Origin of the sequence: Leptotrichia hofstadii, assembly GCF_007990525.1 — a bacterium.
Lineage (GTDB): Bacteria > Fusobacteriota > Fusobacteriia > Fusobacteriales > Leptotrichiaceae > Leptotrichia > Leptotrichia hofstadii.
The window spans coordinates 861846-881382 of the sequence record NZ_AP019823.1 but is presented as its reverse complement, the minus strand read 5'-3'; the positions used below and the strand labels follow the sequence as shown (position 1 = coordinate 881382).

General features: G+C 28.9%; 17 protein-coding genes and 1 pseudogene. 2 read left to right on the top strand and 16 right to left on the bottom strand.

Annotation, left to right across the window (positions count from 1 at the left end; translation table 11 throughout):
* Positions 1-2: 2 nt before the first annotated feature.
* From FVE77_RS04125 to recA, 9 genes are all read right to left on the bottom strand, one after another.
* Positions 3-725 (bottom strand): tetratricopeptide repeat protein, encoded by a 723-nt coding sequence (locus tag FVE77_RS04125; RefSeq protein WP_026746681.1) that lies wholly within the window; start codon positions 723-725, stop codon positions 3-5.
* Positions 726-728: 3 nt separating this feature from the next.
* Positions 729-1970, bottom strand: coding sequence for a peptidase T (gene pepT / locus FVE77_RS04120; RefSeq protein WP_026746682.1), 1242 nt, complete (start codon positions 1968-1970; stop codon positions 729-731).
* 1243 nt (positions 1971-3213) lie between these two features.
* Entirely contained in the window at positions 3214-3936 is a 723-nt protein-coding gene (locus FVE77_RS04115) for a hypothetical protein (RefSeq protein ID WP_026746683.1), read from the bottom strand.
* A gap of 60 nt (positions 3937-3996) precedes the next feature.
* Positions 3997-5169, bottom strand: a complete 1173-nt coding sequence (gene alr, locus FVE77_RS04110) for an alanine racemase (RefSeq protein WP_026746684.1) — start codon at positions 5167-5169, stop codon at positions 3997-3999.
* Between the two features lie 29 nt (positions 5170-5198).
* A complete protein-coding gene (locus FVE77_RS04105) occupies positions 5199-5720 on the bottom strand; it encodes a hypothetical protein (RefSeq protein ID WP_026746685.1) in 522 nt (173 codons plus the stop codon).
* A 113-nt stretch (positions 5721-5833) separates the two neighbouring features.
* A complete protein-coding gene (locus FVE77_RS04100) occupies positions 5834-6427 on the bottom strand; it encodes an XTP/dITP diphosphatase (RefSeq protein ID WP_036088005.1) in 594 nt (197 codons plus the stop codon).
* A gap of 48 nt (positions 6428-6475) precedes the next feature.
* Positions 6476-7222 carry a lysophospholipid acyltransferase family protein gene (locus tag FVE77_RS04095; protein WP_026746686.1) on the bottom strand — a complete coding sequence of 249 codons (747 nt, stop codon included), beginning with the start codon at positions 7220-7222 and terminating at the stop codon, positions 6476-6478.
* A gap of 24 nt (positions 7223-7246) precedes the next feature.
* On the bottom strand, positions 7247-7852 hold the full coding sequence (locus FVE77_RS04090) for a regulatory protein RecX (protein ID WP_026746687.1): 606 nt from the start codon (positions 7850-7852) through the stop codon (positions 7247-7249).
* On the bottom strand, positions 7842-8960 hold the full coding sequence (gene recA, locus FVE77_RS04085; RefSeq protein WP_026746688.1) for a recombinase RecA: 1119 nt from the start codon (positions 8958-8960) through the stop codon (positions 7842-7844). Before recA ends, FVE77_RS04090 begins: the two co-directional genes overlap by 11 nt.
* A gap of 239 nt (positions 8961-9199) precedes the next feature.
* Here recA and FVE77_RS04080 point away from each other — a divergent pair, with 239 nt between their 5' ends.
* A complete protein-coding gene (locus FVE77_RS04080; protein ID WP_026746689.1) occupies positions 9200-10186 on the top strand; it encodes an acyltransferase family protein in 987 nt (328 codons plus the stop codon).
* Between the two features lie 47 nt (positions 10187-10233).
* Positions 10234-10839, top strand: a complete 606-nt coding sequence (locus FVE77_RS04075; RefSeq protein WP_036088007.1) for a transposase — start codon at positions 10234-10236, stop codon at positions 10837-10839.
* A gap of 171 nt (positions 10840-11010) precedes the next feature.
* Here the strand turns inward: FVE77_RS04075 and FVE77_RS04070 are convergent, their stop codons facing one another.
* From FVE77_RS04070 to FVE77_RS04040, 7 genes and pseudogenes are all read right to left on the bottom strand, one after another.
* The gene (locus FVE77_RS04070; RefSeq protein ID WP_026746692.1) at positions 11011-12156 is read right to left on the bottom strand and encodes a 5-methyltetrahydropteroyltriglutamate--homocysteine S-methyltransferase; all 1146 of its coding nucleotides are present in this window, start codon (positions 12154-12156) and stop codon (positions 11011-11013) included.
* Between the two features lie 122 nt (positions 12157-12278).
* Positions 12279-13193: a LysR family transcriptional regulator gene (locus FVE77_RS04065; RefSeq protein ID WP_006804768.1), complete on the bottom strand. Its 915-nt coding sequence runs from the start codon at positions 13191-13193 to the stop codon at positions 12279-12281.
* Positions 13194-13414: 221 nt separating this feature from the next.
* Positions 13415-13685 (bottom strand): annotated as a pseudogene (gene rpsP / locus FVE77_RS04060) (30S ribosomal protein S16).
* 165 nt (positions 13686-13850) lie between these two features.
* Complete coding sequence (locus tag FVE77_RS04055; protein WP_026746693.1) at positions 13851-15269, bottom strand: LlaJI family restriction endonuclease; 1419 nt, start codon at positions 15267-15269, stop codon at positions 13851-13853.
* An 11-nt stretch (positions 15270-15280) separates the two neighbouring features.
* Entirely contained in the window at positions 15281-16996 is a 1716-nt protein-coding gene (locus tag FVE77_RS04050; protein WP_051254504.1) for an AAA family ATPase, read from the bottom strand.
* Positions 16997-18430, bottom strand: coding sequence for a DNA cytosine methyltransferase (locus FVE77_RS04045; RefSeq protein WP_026746694.1), 1434 nt, complete (start codon positions 18428-18430; stop codon positions 16997-16999).
* A complete protein-coding gene (locus tag FVE77_RS04040; protein WP_026746695.1) occupies positions 18423-19337 on the bottom strand; it encodes a DNA cytosine methyltransferase in 915 nt (304 codons plus the stop codon). The genes FVE77_RS04045 and FVE77_RS04040 overlap by 8 nt, the downstream gene beginning before the upstream one ends.
* Positions 19338-19537: the final 200 nt, after the last annotated feature.

Below are 19537 nucleotides of genomic sequence, written 5' to 3'. Positions count from 1 at the left end.
TCTTAACTTAGTTCCAAAATTTTTTTCTGTGCAACTTTACCCATATAAAGTTTATTCCCTTTTTCAGCCACTTCCTTATAAAATTCTATTGCTTTTTCAAAATTTCCAATTTCTTCGTATGTTTTAGCTAAATTGAACTTTATCTCTATTTGATACAATTTTCTTTTCCCCTTCAATAGTTTTTCAAATTCAATAATTTTCTGTTGCAGATTTTTTTCATAATCCAGCATAATCCCTATTTCAAGTTTTTCTCCACTTTTTCTAAAATTTTCATCAAATATTTTTCTTGCTTCCTCTTTTTCTCCCATAAAATATTTATATTCCATTAAATTTCTATAGTAGCAATATTTTATTATTGGCAACGTTAATCTAGTTATTTTTATTTCATTTAAATACTTTAACGCTTTTTCTTTCTCGTTTAGCAGCCAATAACAAACTGATAAATTAATTCTGTTAAAATCTTTCATAATATTAATTTTAAAAATTTTATACTTTTTTTCTACTATTAAAATATATTTTTCAGGATCTAATTTAACAAATAAATAATGATTTCCTATCAAAAATATTATTAAATACGGAAATAAATATATCATTATTATTACTGACAATATCCATAATAAAAAATATACAAAATAAGACACTCTCAAAAATATGTCCATGCTTAATTTATAAACTAATATAAAAATTATTTCATACAGATAAGTTTTTAATGCCGCCTTTCGCATTTCTTACTCTCCTTCAGCATTCAATCTTACAATCTCCACAATCACATCAGTTGCTAGAATCATACTCTCAAGTGCTACAAATTCGTATTTCCCATGAAAATTTTCCCCACCTGCAAAAATATTTGGCGTAGGAAGTCCCATGAATGAGATTTTTGAGCCGTCTGTTCCTCCACGGATTGGCTTGATTATTGGTTCTATTTCAAGGTTTTCCATTGCTTTTTTAGCTATTTCTACGATTTCCATGTGATCTTTTATAATTTCTCCCATATTGTAGTATTGGTCTTTTATTTCAACTGTTACTAATTCCTTTTTGTATTTTTCATTAATTTTTTTTGTAACATTTTCAGCAAATTTCTTTTTTTCTTCAAACTTCTGTCTGTCGTGGTCTCTCAAAATGTATGATAATTCAGCATCCTCACAATTTGCACGGATTTTTTCAAGAAAATAAAATCCTTCATATCCTTCTGTCTTTTCAGGTACTTCATCTGCTGGAAAGCTATTTATAATTTCTGCGGCTATTAAACTTGCGTTTATCATTTTTCCTTTGGCTGTTCCTGGATGAACGCTTTTTCCTTTTATTTTAAATACAGCTCCAGCCGCATTAAAACTTTCGTATTCAAGTTCTCCTACGGGTCCGCCATCCATTGTATAAGCAAAATCCGCTCCAAATTCATCTACATTAAAGTTATCCGCTCCACGCCCAATTTCTTCATCAGGCCCAAACGCTATTTTTACTGTCCCATGCTTAATTTCTGGATGGTTAATCAAATATTTCATAGCCTCAATAATTTCCACAACTCCAGCCTTGTCGTCAGCCCCCAAAAGAGTTGTTCCATCAGTAGTAATTACAGTTTTACCGACATAATCCTTTAAATTAGGAAATTCGTCCACAGAAAGCACAGTATTTTGCTCCCTATTCAAAATAATATCTTTCCCATCATAGTTTTCCACAATCTGTGGATTTACATTAACTGCATTAAAATCAGCAGTATCCATATGTGCAATAAATCCAACAGTTTTCACATCTTTATCAACATTACTTTTCAAAGTTGCATTAACAAAGCAATTTTCATTCACATACACATCTTCCATCCCAATTTCTTCCAGCTCTTTTACAAGCATTTTAGCAAATTCAAGCTGTGCTGGTGTTGATGGAATACTCTCACTTTTCTCATCTGACCTAGTCTCAATCTTTACATATTTCAAAAATCTATCCTTTAATGTTTCATATTTGTTCAAATCCATTTATTTTCCCTACTTTCTCCATATTTTATAATTATAACCTATTTTACAATTTTTTACAGTTTTTTTCAATGCTAATCAAATAATTTTATAAAAAATATAAACTATATAGATGTAGAATAATACTTTTATTAATACTATTTCACATCTTACCATTTAAAGAGCAGAAATCAAAAAAATTATGAAATTAAAGTCGTTTTTTCTATTATGCAACCTATATATATTATATATAAAATATCCTTTAGTTAAATTTAATCATTAAGTATCTATATAAGGTATTTTTGTTTAAGTTTTGAAAAACTGCTTATTATTAATAAATATTTTTTCATAATTCCATGTTTTTTCTTTTTATATAAGCAAGGGAAATCAATCGCCATTTCCCCTCATTTCGCAATAAAAGTTATTTTAATATATTTAAATAATGGCATATTAAAGAGAATGGCGAAAGTGCTACACACTAACCCTGGCTTGTCTAAGCATTTTTTTGAAATATTCCCAAATTTTATTTGGGAAAGTAGTCTAAACATTTGTTATTTGGATAAACCTTGATTACTACGAAAATGAAACTCGCTGACGCTCACTTTCGCAAATAAATATTAGAAAAACTCTATAAAATACATTTGTTATAAAGCTTTTGGCGAAAGAAACACATAAATGTGTTTAGTCGTTTTCATTCCAAAAAAATCACGACATTCTATATTAAATTATAAAAATTATTATATTTAAATTTTAGGCTTTTGCAATTGGGAATATTAAATAAGCAAAATTTCGTTAAAGTAAAAATAACTAAATACAAAGGTATTTCTTTCGCCATAATTTTTATAATGATAAAACTTATTTATGTTAAAATAACTCTTGTTTGCGAAAATGAGCATAGTTTTTACGAAGCGAGTTTTATTTTTTCTTTATAAGAAAGTTTTGCGTAAAGTGGGATAGTTCGTAGAACGTTTCGCCATTATTTTTAAGTAGCAGTCAGTTAAATATGTTAAAATAACTGTTATTGCGAAAAAGGGCATGGTGTCTGTTGCCCTTACGTTAAAAAAACATATAAATGAAATAAGAAAAAACATTTATTAATCATAATATTTATAAATAAAATTACAAAAATCTTTAAGATAGATACTTAAGAATTAAATTTAATTTTTTTAATAAAATTATCAAATTATAAAAAAATCACAGTTACTCAAACCGTGATTCTATTATTTTTCTAATAAAGTTTTCTCTTTAAATTTTGTTTCAAAATTCTCTACAATATTCGAATGCTGACATCAACATCCGTATTTAAATATAACTTTTCATTCTTTCGTAAAAACGCCTGCCAAACTGTTCCATTTTCTAAATATACATCAACCGTTTCAAATTTAGAAATATCTATTCTTTCAAGTTTTACTTCATTTTCTTTCAAATTAACTATTTTCCTGAAATTTTTGTCAATATTCTCATCTATTCTTTCATCGTCAACAAAATAAATCTGATTTATTAATGCACTTGCATATTCTTTCAAGTTATTTATAAAATCATCACTGTAATGACTCGTAAATAACCATTGATAAATAACATCCTTTAGTGTCAAAATTTCCATTTCCAATATTTCCTTATTAGAGTAAATCAGTTTCATATTTTCCACAGTAAATCCCATAGATGTGAAAAAATAATGTTTCTCGTGTGCCTCAAGATAATTTGGAACAGTATAAATCATATTTCCAAATCTACGTAAGTAAACATTCTCACAATTACCGAGTTCCCAGTTGTATTTCTCCTCGTTTTTGTTTTCTCCATAATAATTTCTCCACTTTAAATTATATTCTTTACCCCAAAATACAGCCTTATCTTTTTTCATAATTTGAATCATCTCTTTTTCATACCTGTCATTATAAATCCAATCGCCTAAATCTTCATGAAAAAATCCGACTTCAGTCCATTTCATTATAATGCTTTCCCGTTTCCATTTCACATTTTCACTTGGCATCTAACACCTCTTTTCATTAATAATTCGTGTGACATAAATATAAAAAAATTCAAATCCAAATCAATCTACTGTTTTTTTTATTCCCGAAAACTTAGTCAGCACATCATCCTGTATCGTTCCAGCCCACTTTGCTACTTGCCTCAACGTTATTTTTTCGGTAATTCCATTTTCAATATTCTTCTGACTTCCAACAATTACAACTTCATCATTCACTTCCACATTTTCTATATCCGTTAAATCAATAAAAATCATATCCATACAAATTTCTCCAACAATTTTTACCTTTTTACCATTTACTAAGACATACGCTTCTTCTGAATTTTCAATTTGTTTTTGAAATCCGTGTGCATAGCCTATTGATACAATGCCTATTTTAGAATCTCTGTTTACAATGCCTTTACTTCCATAGGAAATTTTATCGTTTTTCTTCACGTTTCTTACGTTTATAATTTGTGATTTTACTGTTATAACGTCTAATAATCCCACATCATAAGATAAAGGCTCCATTCCATAAAGCGCCATTCCCACACGTGCGAAATCATAATTGTATTTTTCTCCGTATTTAAAAAGCAACGGACTTGCCTGCAAATGTTTGTACTGGTATTTTACATCATTTTTATCAACTATTTTTAAAATGTTTTCATATTTTTCAACTTGCTTTTCTGTTTCAATTTGATTTTCTGCATCTGAAATATGAGAAAAAATCGAGATTATTTCCAGTTTGTTATTTTTAGAATTTATTTCGTATTTTTTTATTTTTTCAATTAATTCCAAAATCTCATTTTCATCAAATCCAAGCCTGTTCATTCCGCTGTTTACTTTTATATGGATTTTCAAAACTGTATTTTCAAAGGATTTATCCAAAATTTTTAAGTAATCGGATAATTGTGAAAAATTAAAAATTGTAAGTTCAACATTATTTTCTATCACATATTTCAAATTTTTAGGCTCAATATAATTAAGTGCCATTATCTTTATTTTTCTATTTTCCAAAAAGTTTAATTTTTTTTCTTTTTCAAAATTTTTTAGAATTTCACCAATTTTTATTGCTTCCTCAATATACGCCACTGCAAAGTAATTACAATTATTTTCTAACAATATAGGAAAAATATTTTCAATTCCCAGCCCATAGGCATTGTCTTTAATTACACAAATGATATTTTTATTTATAGAACGTATTTTTTCTAAGTTCCTTTTTAGATTTTCCCTATTTATTTCCAAATTTACTAACATTTTTTATTTTTTCTCTCCTTAACAAATTCCTAAACTGTTATTATTAATGGAGCCATTATTCCTAAAAGGATAACTAATCTCAAAAGCAGGATTTTACGATAAATTTTTTGATACTGTATTTCGGGTATTCCTTTTTCTTTTAGTGAAAATCCGATTGCTGTGATTTTATTAGAAGTGTCGCTTCTGCTGTAACGGTTTACGTATGGTTCGAATAATATTTTTTCTTCATTCACTGTCAAATGTATTCTTGGTGTTCCCACATATTTATCCATGTATCCTGTCGTATTTTTACTATCCAATTTTTTTCCATTTAATGAAACCACCCCATTTTCAACTTTTAACTTGTCAATTCTCAAAAAAATAAACAAAATCCAGACAACAATGGCAGCAACTGGCAAAAAAGCTGAAATTATCCTTGCAACTGGAATTTTTTCCAGCAAAGTAAATGCTATTCCATAAACAATAGACAATATCGCCATTAATATCAGAATTTTATCCACTCCCTTGTGAATTAATCCATTAAGTTCAATTTTTTCATTAGTAATTTCCATAATAAACAGCTCCCTTCCAGCCTTTTTTTTAATTTAACAAACAATACTAAAAACTGAAATCAAAATTTATAATTTACCTAAATCTATTTTTTAGTCTGAAAAACAATTAATATTTACTTTTCTTCCAAAAGTCCTGATGCAATAAGTTTTCTGAACGCTCTTGCCCGATGGCTCACACTTTTTCTTTCTTCGTCATCTGCTTCTCCAAATGATTTTCCCAGTTCATACGAATAAAAAATTGGATTGTAGCCAAATCCATTGTTACCTCTTGCTTCAAACAAAATCTCTCCTTCTATTTCTCCACGAAATGAATGAATTTCCCCATTTGGAAAGGCAATACTTACAACAGATACAAAATGTGCTTTTCTATTTTCTTTTTTCACATCCTTTAGAAGTTCCAGCATTTTTTGGTTCTTTTCGCTGTCAGTCGTATTTTCTCCTCCAAATCTTGCCGAATAAACTCCAGGCCCTCCATCCAAAGCATCTACGCAAAGTCCTGAATCATCTGAAATTGTTACAATATTTGTATAATCTGCAATTTCCTTTGCCTTTTTTCGTGAATTTTCCTCAAAAGTTTCTCCATCCTCCACAACATCAGGAATATCAAGCCCATCTAAAATCGTTACAACTTCCAAATCCATCCCTTCTGTCAGTTTTTCAAAATCTTTTATTTTCCCCTTATTTTTCGTCGCTAAAAATACTTTCATTGTATCACTTTCCTTTCTTACGCAAAATAGGGGTATGCTTACCCCCACCTAAAGATTTTTTTCTTCTGTATAATTATCTTTTATAATTTTATTTACAATATTGTGAACTTCCTTTTTTTCTTCTCTTGACATAGCCTTCAAATCTACTGGCTTATCCACAACAATTTTTATATTTTTATTTGGCGTTACCTTTAAACTTTTACGACTTTGCACTTCATAAGTTCCAATAATTGTGATCGGCAAAATTCTAGCATCTGTATCTGTTGCAAGTTTGAAGCTTCCTTTTTTAAATTCACCAATTGTACCATCCTCACTTCTGCTTCCTTCAGGGAAAATTACATAAGAATGTCCTTTTTTTATTTTACTGATGGCATCCTTCATATCCTTCATTCCCTGTCTTGCATTTTTTCTATCCAGAAATATACAGTCAAAGGAACGCATCCAACGTCCAATTGCAGGCCATCTTTTCATTTCCTTTTTTGCAATGAAAGAAAAATCAAGTGGCAAATATCCTAATAATGCAGGAATATCTACATTACTCTGATGATTTGAGATTAATATAACTGCTTCTTTTGTGTCTCGTATTTTTTTTATTTCTTCTTCACTGCCATTCTTGTAAATAACTTTTACTTTACTTCCAGCTCCCCAGATTAGATTTTTCCCCCAATTTTTGGCTACTCGGCATACATATCTATATCTTTTTTCGCCTTTATTGAATATTAGATACCATATATGAACAAAACTTCCATAAATAAAAGTTCCCACTAATACAAGATGGTAAAATATTGTTCTCATGTTCTTTTCCTCCCTTACTGTTTATTAGTAATTTTCCTTGTATTCTTTTAACTTTTTAAAGATTTTATCAAGAGAAAAACCTTGCCTTGCCAAATATTGTATAAGTTTCTGCTCTTCCTTCAGTTTCTTTTCATCCCGACTGTTGCTTGAATTAATTTTCCTACTATTTTTATCAATTAATTTTTCCAGTTTTACATCATCAATATTTTCTTCTTTTTCCTCATCCAAAGTCAAATACGCTTTTTCAACTGTACTTCTGTCAATTCCCTTTTGAAAAAGATTGTAAGAAATACGATTTTTTCCATAAGTTTTGCTTTCAATGTATGAAATCGCATAGTTCAGGTCATTCAGATACCCAAATTCCTCCAGCTTTTCTATTGCCTTTAAAACTGCGTTCTTATTCCAAAATTTTTCTTCCAGCTTTAACCGTACTTCCTTTTTTGTCCTGTCTTTTAATGAAATCAGAAAAATACCTTTTTCAAGAGAGGCTTCATACGAAATCTCATCATAAAACCTTTCAATACTGTCATTTACCTTCAAATCATATTTTTGCCTGATAAGCGGACTTATATCCATAATTTCCTCAGTATCAAGATATATTTTATTTCGATAAATTCTATTAATCTTCATTATTTCCTGCTTCTTTATTTTCAGTTTCAGCAGTTTCTACGATTTTTAACTGCTCTGTTTCCTGTTTTGGACGAATAGCTTCCAGTACTTGCTTTTCAAGCCTTCCATATACTTCCTTGTTTTCCTTTAGCATATTTTCAACATTTACACGCCCTTGTCCTAGACGTTCATCGCCATAACTGAACCATGCTCCACTTTTTGAAGCAATCCCAAGATTAATTGCCGCATCCAGAACTTCTCCAATTCTTGAAATTCCAGTTCCATACATCACGTTGAATTTAGCCTCTTTAAATGGAGGCGCAACTTTATTTTTTGTGACTTTGACTACAACTTCGCTTCCAATAACATCGTCTCCCTGTTTAACAGAACCTACTCTTTTTACTTCCAGCCTCACAGTTGAAAAGAATTTTAAAGCACGTCCTCCCGAAGTAGTTGTCTGCACTCCTGGAACAAATGAAAATCCACCAATTTTTTCCCTTATTTGATTAATAAAAATCATAACTGTATCAGATTTTGAGATACTTCCTGTCAATTTTCTAAGTGCTTTTGACATAAGCCTTGCCTGAAGTCCCATTTGCTGATCGCCCATTTCTCCTTCGATTTCAGCTTTTGGAACAAGCGCTGCAACTGAATCGACAACAATTACATCCATTGCTCCGCTTCTTACAAGCATATCTGAAATTTCAAGTGCCTGCTCCCCTGTATCAGGCTGTGAAATTAAAAGTTCGTCGATATTTACTCCAAGAGCCTTTGCATAAACTGGATCTAAAGCATGTTCCGCATCAATAAATGCCACTGTTCCCCCAGCCTTCTGAGCTTCCGCAATAATATGAAGTGCAAGCGTTGTTTTTCCAGAAGATTCCGCCCCATAAATCTCAACAATTCTTCCTCTCGGCACTCCTCCAATTCCAAGTGCTATATCCAAATTCAAGCTCCCTGTAGAAATAGCCCTTATATTCATTTTCTGATTTTCACCAAGTTTCATTACAGCACCGTCGCCATAGTCCTTCTGAATCTGCTTTAGTGCCAAGTCAAGCATTTTCTCCTTTTCGCTTAACCCTTTATCGTCTTTTTCTTTTTCTTTTTCTTCAGCTTTTTTTCTAGCCATTATACCCTCTCCTTATTTATTGTTATATTCCAAACATTATTATATCACAATTTGATTTCTTTTTATATAGCAAATTATACTTCCACCTACTTTTTTATTTAAAATACATTTTTTCAGCTTTATATATAAAAAAAAGAAACTTTACCATTTCTTTGAATTTTTTCCTATAATATGATACAATGTAGTAATTATACTTTTGATAATAGACTTACTATACAAAAAAAGCAAGGAGCGTGATTATGAAAAAATATAATCAGTTTGAAATTTTTAGATTTATTGGAGCATTGTCAGTATTTTACTATCATACTGTAACACATACTCAGTTTTCTTCTTTAAAGCTTCCTTTTATTCTGGAACATGGAATTGCCTGGGTATTTTTCTTTTTTCTGCTTTCAGGATTTCTTTTAACGTATGTTTATTCAAACAAAAATCTTGACACCCGGATTTTTTATAAGACAAGATTCTTTAAATTTTATCCTGTCTACTTCCTATCGCTCATACTGACATTAAAATTTAAAGGTACAATAATATATAACATGCTTCTAGTGCAGTCATGGATTTTTAACAGATCCCTAAGCTACAATTCATCTGCATGGTATCTTTCTGTACTGGCTTTTTTGCTTTTGCTATTTCCAGCGCTGCTGCAATTTAGAAAAAATAAATATTTTACATATTTTGTATTAATTATCAATTTTTACGTCTATTATTTTTTCAATTATCTTTTCAAGCTAAACTCCAGCAGTGGAACAGTTCTTGAATTTATAAAATATAATCCTCTTATGTACATCAGCACCTTTACATTCGGAATGCTCCTTTATGATAAAATAAAAAATATGAAAAAAAGAAATATATATTCCTTTCTTGCAATAATTTATATTATTTTCTTATTATTTGCTCCATACAACAAGTTTTTCCCATATAATTCCACTGCTGTTTCGTTATCTTTCATCCCTTTAATCGTATTTCTGTATTTAGATAGCGGATTTTTCAGTAAATTTCTAGGAAACAAATTTTTTATCTACCTGGGAGGAATCAGCTATTCAATATACATACTGCATAGACCTCTCTACATAGTATTTGAAAAATTTATGGGAAAAATGACAAGTTATGTAGATTTTCTAATCTATTTCCTAATGGTATTTCTAATGTCAAATTTGACAAAATACCTCGTGGAGAATAAATTTTATAAATATCTATGCAGGAAATATTTAAATAGGGCTGTCTAGCCTTATTTTTTCTATAAAAAATACAATCTTACCTTCTTTACAAGAAAATGAGATACTTCAACGTTGACACTATTGCCGGGCAATGGAAGTACCATGTCCTTAAAATTATTGAAAACGGAAGCTATCCCAGCAGGAAGATTGAGAAAGACGCTAGAAATACTGCTACGAAGCTTTACAAGGAAAACAGAAGGTTTTTCTTTAACGTTGGAAATGGCGATATTAACAGCACAGAAGGCATTATCAAATATCTTGGACGATACCTTGCGCGTTCCCCCATTGCTGAATACAAGATTACTGACATTACTGACAAGGAGGTCACTTTCTTTTTTAACGACCTGGCTAATGATAAAAAGGAAACTTACATTACTATGCCTTCTGAGAGATTTGTTTCCCATATTTTAATTCATCTGCCCCCTAAAAACTTTAAGATGGTAAACCGTTACGGATTTTATTCAAGGCATATTTCTGAAAGGCTTAAAGAGGCAATTGATGCTTTCAGGAAAAACATTGCCGTGTCAAGATATTCATTTTATCAAAGGCAGATGTACAAGACTTTCGGGATGAATCCTTTTTACTGTCCAGCATGCAAGGTTAAAATGATTGTATGGGAATTTTATCATTACAGATATCCGCCCCTCAAAAAATACTATTAATATTTTATTAATCCAACTAGGTTGGATATTTTGTCGTAGACATTTATATATTTATTTGGCAAAAGAAGAGTAAAAGAGGCTGACGCCTCTTTTAAAATTATCAAATATATCACTAAAGACCTAAAAAATATGAATTTAATTTCCTTATAAAAAATATAAATCAAATTATTATTAATTTTCTCCCCATACTTCATCTGAAATTTCCTTAATAAATCTAAGTTTTGCCCATTGCTCCTCTTCTGTAAGCCTATTTCCTTCTTCTGTCGAAGCAAATCCACACTGCGGACTCAAATAAAGCCTGTCGAGTGGCACATATTTTGAAGCCTCTTTTATACGTGCAATTACACTTTCCTTTTCTTCCAATGTTGGATTTTTAGAAGTTATTAATCCCAAAACAACTTTTTTATCTCCGGAAACTTTTGCAAGTGATTCAAAAGTACCTGCTCTTTCTGTATCAAATTCCAAATAATAGGCATTTACATCTTCTTTCCCAAAAAGCTCATCTGCAATTTTGTCATATCCACCTTTCCCAAACCAGGTAGAAGCATAATTTCCACGGCAAACATGCGTATTAATTACCAAATCTTCTGGATTATTTTGAAATACCCTGTTATTTATATTTAGAAATTTTTCTGCAAATTCTTGTCTGATAATTTCTTTATCCCTATCACTTTTTTCAATAAATGAAGCAATAAAGTCATCGTCTACAAGACAACCCCAAGTACAGTCATCAATTTGCAAAGTTCTAAGTCCTTCGTTGTACAAGTCATTTATAACAGTTTTGTAGGCACTGACAATGTCGTCTTCCAATCCTATAAAATCAGGATAAACTTTAAGAAGTGCGGCCACATGCTTATCTTCCCTTACTAATTCTGCATAAAATTGTGCTGGAGCAGGTATCGTAAATCTAGCTTCCACACCTTTTTTATCTTTTACTAAATCTCGCAAAAATGTATAATGTTTCACAAATGGATGATTTTCCCCACTAATTTTTCCAGTAACAATCGCAGTATCATCACGGGTAACAACACCATTAAATTCATAACCTTTATCAGCATGCACATGCCCAATTCCATTGAATCCCCAGAAAAAGTCCAAATGCCAGTAACTACGTCTAAATTCCCCATCTGTAACACTTGTATATCCTAATTCAATTTGTTTATCTACAATTTTTCTAATTTCTTCATCCTCAACTTTTTCCAATTCTTTCTTGTCAATTTTTCCCTTTTCAAAATCATTTCTAGCTTTTTTTAATTTCTCAGTTCTCAAAAAACTTCCTACAGTATCGTGTCTATGAGGTGCATTTATTGTACACATATTATCAACTCCCTTATTTGTTATTATTTTATGAAGTTATTATATACAAATATGTGCTTTCTGTAAAATACATTTATTTTTTAGTTTGTTATAACTTTTGTTTATGCCAATGTTCTTTAATCTTATGGAATTTCTGTATATTTCAAATGTTCCTTCAAAGCCTCCACATAAACTTTCCCATAAACACTTAGTTCAATATTTTTCTGCATTATAATTCCAACTTTCATATATTCATCCACTTCCAGCGGTTTTGCAATAATATTTTCTCCATTTAGCTCTTTACTAATTATTCCCGTACTTACCGTGTATCCGTTAAGCCCAACTGCCAAATTAAATAAAGTCGCCCTGTCCCTCACTTTTATATTTTTATCCCTGTCAAGTGTACTCAATATTTCTTCTGAAAAATAAAAAGAGTTATAATCTCCTTGTTCAAACGATAAATACGGATATTCCTTCAAATCTTCAAGACTGATGCTTTCCTTTTTTGCTAGAGGATGATTAAAACTAATGAAAACATGTGGCTTTGCAGTAAATAGCTCAATAAATTTCAAGTTATTTCTTTTTATCATTTTTTCAATTACAGTTTTATTTGCTCCCGAAGTGTATAAAATTCCAATTTCACTTTTTCTCTTGCTTACATCCTCAATAATCTCATTAGTCTGTGTTTCCCTAAGTGTAAAATCATACTTATTCTCTCCAAATTTCTTAATCACATCTACAAAAGCATTCACTGCAAACGAGTAGTGCTGAGTTGATACCGAAAACCTACGAGTTATCTTATTTCCTTTTTTATATTCTTCTTCCAACAAATCCGTCTGTTCCAAAACTTGTCTAGCATACCCCAAAAACCTATCTCCTTCAAGTGAAACAATTACTCCTTTATTTGTCCTGTTAAAAATCGTTATATTCATCTCATCTTCCAGCTCTTTTATTGCTTTCGTCAATGCTGGCTGTGAAACAAACAGCTCTTTTGCAGCCTCACTTAATGTCCCTTTTTCAGCGACTGTTACTACATATTTTAGTTGTTGTAATGTCATTTCCTTCTCCCTCTTTTATTCATATAATCTTCTTAATATTTCTCCTGCATCTTCTATATTTATTATTTATAACCAATACTATTTTCCCGTTTAAAGTTTCAAATCTTGTATTAAATAATCTTTATACATATTTATCAAAAGCAAGTTGTTATTTTTACATACTTTCTATGTTTAATTGGTTAAATAAAAAGACACCAATACAAGTGCCTTTTTATAAATAACTATTTTTTCTTAGTTGCTTGGAATTTCTCCCAGATTCCTGCTTTTGTTAAAATGCTTTTAACAGTTTCAGTTGGCTGAGCTCCGTGTGATAAGTATTTTAAGATTTCTTCCTCTTTTAATACTACTTGTTTTCCCTTCTTCAGCAAGTGGGTTGAATGTTCCTAAGTAAGCAACTGCTTTTCCATCTCTTCTTGATAAAGCTTCCATAGCTGCTATTCTATAAAAAGGAACTTTCTTTCTTCCTAATCTAGTTAATCTTAATTTTAACATTAAATTTTACCTTCATTTATTTAATAACTTGAAAATTTATTATTTTAAGTATGTTATGATTATACTAAAATTTTTAAAAATTGTCAAGTATTTTTTCTTTACATAAAAAATAAATTATAAATTTAAATATATTTTTCAAAAATTTCTTAAATTCATATTTTATATTTATTTTTTTAGATATTTTTCATACATTTTGGTAGCAGATGCCAATTTTACTTTTATATCCTGTAAATCCATACTTTTAAATATTTCAAATTTTACTTCTCCTATTTCTTCAAGTTCTCCTTCAATTTCATTATCTGTCGGCATTATAAAAGCATTTTCTTTCATTTTTAAACCATTCTCTTGGATAAAATTCTTATATGCAAGTTCATATAAATATTGTTTAGATACATCTTGTACTCCAGGATAGCCCCTTAATTCCTCTTCTGTAAACATAATATTATAATATTTCGCATCATAAATGGAAATGCTTTTATCTTCTTGATTGTATACAACTAAATCGGGGATTAAAGTCTTATCAGATTTATGTTTCTTTTCAGAATTGATAACACTCCATTCAGGTTTAGCTATTACTTCCTTCAAAGTTTTGTTTTCAGTATGATTTGTTGTTCCTAATCCTAAATCCTTTAGTTTTCTATCTAGGGAATTTTCCAGAACAACAGCACATACCTTTTCCCATACTAAATTGAAACTGGTTGTTCCAATAAACTTTATTTCTTCATCTTCATTTGAATTTTCAGATTCCAATAGATAATTCTTCATCATATTTAACTGTTTCTGCTTTTTATCAACAAACTGTCTGCTCATTTCCTGATCCAATTTTGCCTGAATATAATCCTTATCTCCAAAATAGTCAATTTCATCATCTGAAATATTTATAGGTTCATAATCGAGAATATCAAATATTTCCTTAATTTTATTGTAGCTTTCTGTAATTATGCAACGATGCAATCTCCTGAGAATTTCTTCTTCATTTGTTTCTTTATTTACAGAAAAAACATCCAAATAGAATGGGACATTATTTACAAAATAAGCATCTTTTTCATTTATTGTTTTCTCCCAGAGAATTTCTCCTTCTCCATTTTCTTCTATTATTGTTTTTTCATTACTATAAAGTCCATTAATGTGATAATCATCATACAAATCTATTGCTAAAGCCAGCAAGTTATAATTTTTATTTTCTTTGTCATTTGATAAGGATTGTTTCTGCTCCTTGCTTTCATATTTTCTCATAACTTCTATTAACTGCTTTATTATCTTATTATCCCTATCAAAATTTTCATCAAATTCCTTAATATATTTTGGATAAATAATCAGACAGATATCCTTTACAGTAATTATACCAACAAATTTAAATTTATACTTGTCTCCCTCAAATTCTTTTTCTAAATTTTTAAAAGATTCTCCATTATTTAATTCTTCTAATTCAACTTCAGATAAGTTTTTAGAAATTTTTCTGACAATATTCTTATATGCTAGTATTTTTAAAACTTCCCTAGTTTTATCTTCAGTAAGATTAAATATAGATTGTAATTTAGAAATATCATATAATTTTAATTCCTGAATTTTTTTTACTTTCATCTAAACTACCTCTATTCATCAATAGATTCAGTGTTTTCAGTTATTTCAGTTTCATTTTCCTGAATTTTTTCTTCTTCTTTTGTTCCTCTAATTATTTCTTCTCCTACTTCTATTGGTGTTTTATCAGGCAATTCAACTTTATCATTGAATATTTCTTCGCAATTTTCATCAAAAGCTTCGCATAACTTAGAATAAGTTTCCCATTTTCCTTCTTTAAAAATTCTCTTTCTATGCTGTCTTCCAGCATCTTCATAAAGATACATCAAAACTTTATTTTTTATAGCATTAGTTATTTTATCAATATCTTTACTAGCCAATATTGATTTTGAAATAAAGTAGGGTCCTATTAACTTATCCTCTGAAACATGACATTTGGATAAAATTTCATTTATTTTTATTCTAAAATCATTCCAGTTGGATAATTCTTTTCCATTAGCTCTAAATTTGTAATCATCAAATTCAGATTTACCACTTTCATCTTTACTTTTATTATAAGCATCATCAATTCCAGTATATTCAAATTCCCATCTTCGTTTAAAAGCTGTGTCTAACGGCATAACTCCCTGATCAGCACTATTCATTGTTGCCCATATATAAAAGTTTGGAGGTAATGTGATTTTATCCAGTTTTTCTCCTAAATACCTTTTTTCATTTCCTGTTAAGTTATTTTTATCAAACTCTTCTTCTAAATATAGTTTTAAATCTTCAGAAACAGCTATTCCATATTCACTTTCACCATTACCATTTCTATCTAATAACTGAAAAAAGTCACCAAAAACTGCCGCTGTATTTGCCCTGTTTATTTCTTCAATTATTAATAAATGGTTTGTAGTAGCATTTTTGATTGCTTTGATTAATAAACGTAATAGTACACCAGGTATATATTTATACATTATAGTTTCTTTTCCATCTTCCAATTTAACAGGAAATGGCTTGAATGTTCCAATAAAATTTCCATACATATAATTTGGATGGAATGTAACTCTCTCATAATTATTTCCAAAATATTTTTTTGCATCTTCATTCAATAAATAACTTTTTCCAGTTCCAGGAGCACCAAAGAATATTCTTTGGTGGGGTTTGTTAATATTCTTTGTCAAATTTATATTTTCTAAATCATTAAAACAAAAATTTTCTTTTGAAATAAATGTCATATCAGTATTTTTTTTATTGTCTTTTATTTTAAAAAGATTATGTTTATCAATAAAAGACATGCCATCATTATTTTTAATTACAAATACATCATATTGAAGTTTATTAGAATATTTTAAAACTACTAAAAAATCATTGGTTTTTATTGATTTTCTATATTCTATAAATTCTTTTGAATCATGTGACAGCATTGAAAGTTGAACTTGATCACCTTTGTTTCTTGGATAAATACAAACATTTATTTCTAGAAAATCTTTATTATTAAAATCAATATTATTGATATCAGAAAAGTAATTATAATTTTTCTGATAAATTTTCATAGGAGCTTTCAAAACAAAAAAATTCTTCATTTCTTTATTATTAAGTTCTATAAATTCTTTTGAATATATATAAGGAAACATTTCCATTGATTCTCCTGTTATTGCAATATGAGTTTGTTTTCCTTTCTCTCCTAGTATATTGCTACCACTTAATTGTTTTACTAAAAGAGAGTCATAATCAGTTTCTTTAATCTCAATACCATTTTGATTCAAAAGAAAATCCTTTATACTTTTAAATACATCACTAAAACTCATCTAAATCTCCTCCTTTAAATATTTTTTTAAAACCCTAGCTATTTTTCTCCCTAATAAAGGAGGCACTGAATTGCCTATTTGCATATAAGTTTTTGTAAACGTTCCTTTAAAAACATAGTCATCAGGATACGACTGTACTCTTGCAGCTTCCCTTGGAGTAAGACCTCTAGCTTGTGTTGGATGGATATACATATTACAATCAAATTTCATATGAGCTGTTATTGTTTTGCAAATATTATCGTAAATAAGTTTATAATATTTATCTTTAAAAATATGACTTCTATTTTGATAAGGCATTATATCTGCTATTTTAGAATCATCTGATTTATCTCCTTGATTTAATCTTGAAAAAATCTCTATATCTCTATCGTTATTGTATCTAGCTTGATGATTAAATGTTACAATAGACTTTAATTCATTTAAATTAATAGAACTAAGGTAATCATTGTTATTGAAATTTTTATTTTTTATTACAATTCCACCAGTTTTTTCAGAAATAATATTTGTTTTATTTTTTAATCGCGAAGCTTCCAAAATTTTTAAATCAGATATAGCCTCTCGTAATGTTATAGTTTTATAAACTCTACTCTTCTCTATTTTTTCAAAAATCTTATTATTTTCAATATTGATTCTATTGCCAATAAATATTAGTCGTTCTCTATTTTGCGGAATTCCAAAATCTTTAGCATTTAATATTTTATAAACAACTTTATATCCGATATTCTCAAAATCTTCAACAACTTGATTCGCTACTTTTAACATACCTTTTACATTTTCCATAACAAAAAATTTAGGTTTCACTTGTCTAACAACATTTACATAAGATTTATATAATTCATTTCTAGGATCATCAATGACTCTTTGCTGATTTGCTATGCTAAAACCTTGACAAGGAGGACCCCCTATAACAACACTTACTTCTTTATTACTTAAAAAATTTAAAATATTGTGTTCAATTTCTTTAATATCAACAAGTTTGATATATTCACTATTTGTGTTTGGATGATTAAATAAATAAGTTTCAATACAAGCTTTTTCAAAATCACAAGCAAAATTAACATTATATCCTTCTTGAACAAACCCAAGTGAAAGTCCACCTGCTCCACAGAATAAATCAATAAAATTATTTTTTTTTCTCTCTTTTTTTCTTTCTAAATTACAAAAACTATTAAAATATTTTTTTACTAAATTATAATGATCTTTGTTTTCTAAATCAAGAGTTCCAAATAATTTTTTAAATTGATTATCTTCTTCTAAAAAATTAATGTATTCTTTTGAACGATTGTTTAAATAAACATCTTCCGACTCTTGACAAAGCAAAGAGATATTTTCTTTTTCTTTCTTCTCAGAATATTTCATTTTATATTCTTGATTTATAATTTTTAAAATTTCTTTTAATTCGATATAATCACTCTTATAATTTATTTTAAACATCTATCGCCTCCTTAATAGAAAGAGCAACTTTTTCAGCAACTGTAACTGTAACTGCATTTCCAAATTGTCTATATGCTTGAGTATCAGAAACAATAATTTCAAAGTTTTCAGGAAATCCTTGAAGTCTTGCTGCTTCTCTTGGAGTTAATCTTCTAATCCTACCGTTATCTGTGATATAGTTATCTTGTGAAGCACGATGCATTTTATGCATTGTTGAACATAAAGGTCTAGCAATTTTTAAATCAATTTCAGTTTTTGCTTTATAATTTTTTGTTCCCGAAGAAAGAATAGTGGGAATTATTTTTTCTGATAAAAAATACTTTTCGTCTACATTTTTTTCTAATAAATCTTGCATTGTTTTATCTAATTTTACTTCTTTTGGAAATTCAAAATTTATCTCTTTATCTAAGAAACATACTATAAAAACTCTGTTTCTTATTTGTGGAATACCATAGTCAGCACTATTTAAGACTTTATAAAAAATATTATATCCCAAGCCTTCAAGTGATTTTTTTATAATTTTAAAAGTATTTCCCTTATCATGAGTAAGTAACCTTTTTACATTTTCAAGTACAATAACTTTAGGAAGATTACCTCTTTGTTTTTGATTTCTAATAATTTCTAATATTCTAAAAAAAAGTGTTCCTCTTGTGTCTTCAAAACCTAATTCTGAACCCATTATACTAAAAGGTTGACACGGAAATCCACCGATTATAACCTCTGTTAATGGTATGGAATTTAAATCGATTTCAGTTATATCTCCGAGAACAACATGTTCTCCTACATTTTTTTTATAAGATTCGACTGCAAACTTATCAGAATCATTAGCCCAAACTATATCAAAACCAACATTTTTAAAACCTAAATCTAATCCCCCAGCACCACAAAAAAGTGATATTGTTTTCATTGATACTTCCTTTCACACATTCTGTCGTAAAACTTAAAAAATTTTAGCAATATGTCAGTTGTAATATTTTTAGTCTTTATTGTTTATAATGCAAAACTATTCGCTAAAAATATCATAATTAATTTTTTTATACATATATTTTAAAAACCTTACATAAAATAAATGTAAGGTTATCAAATTATTATAATACTTTATTTTAA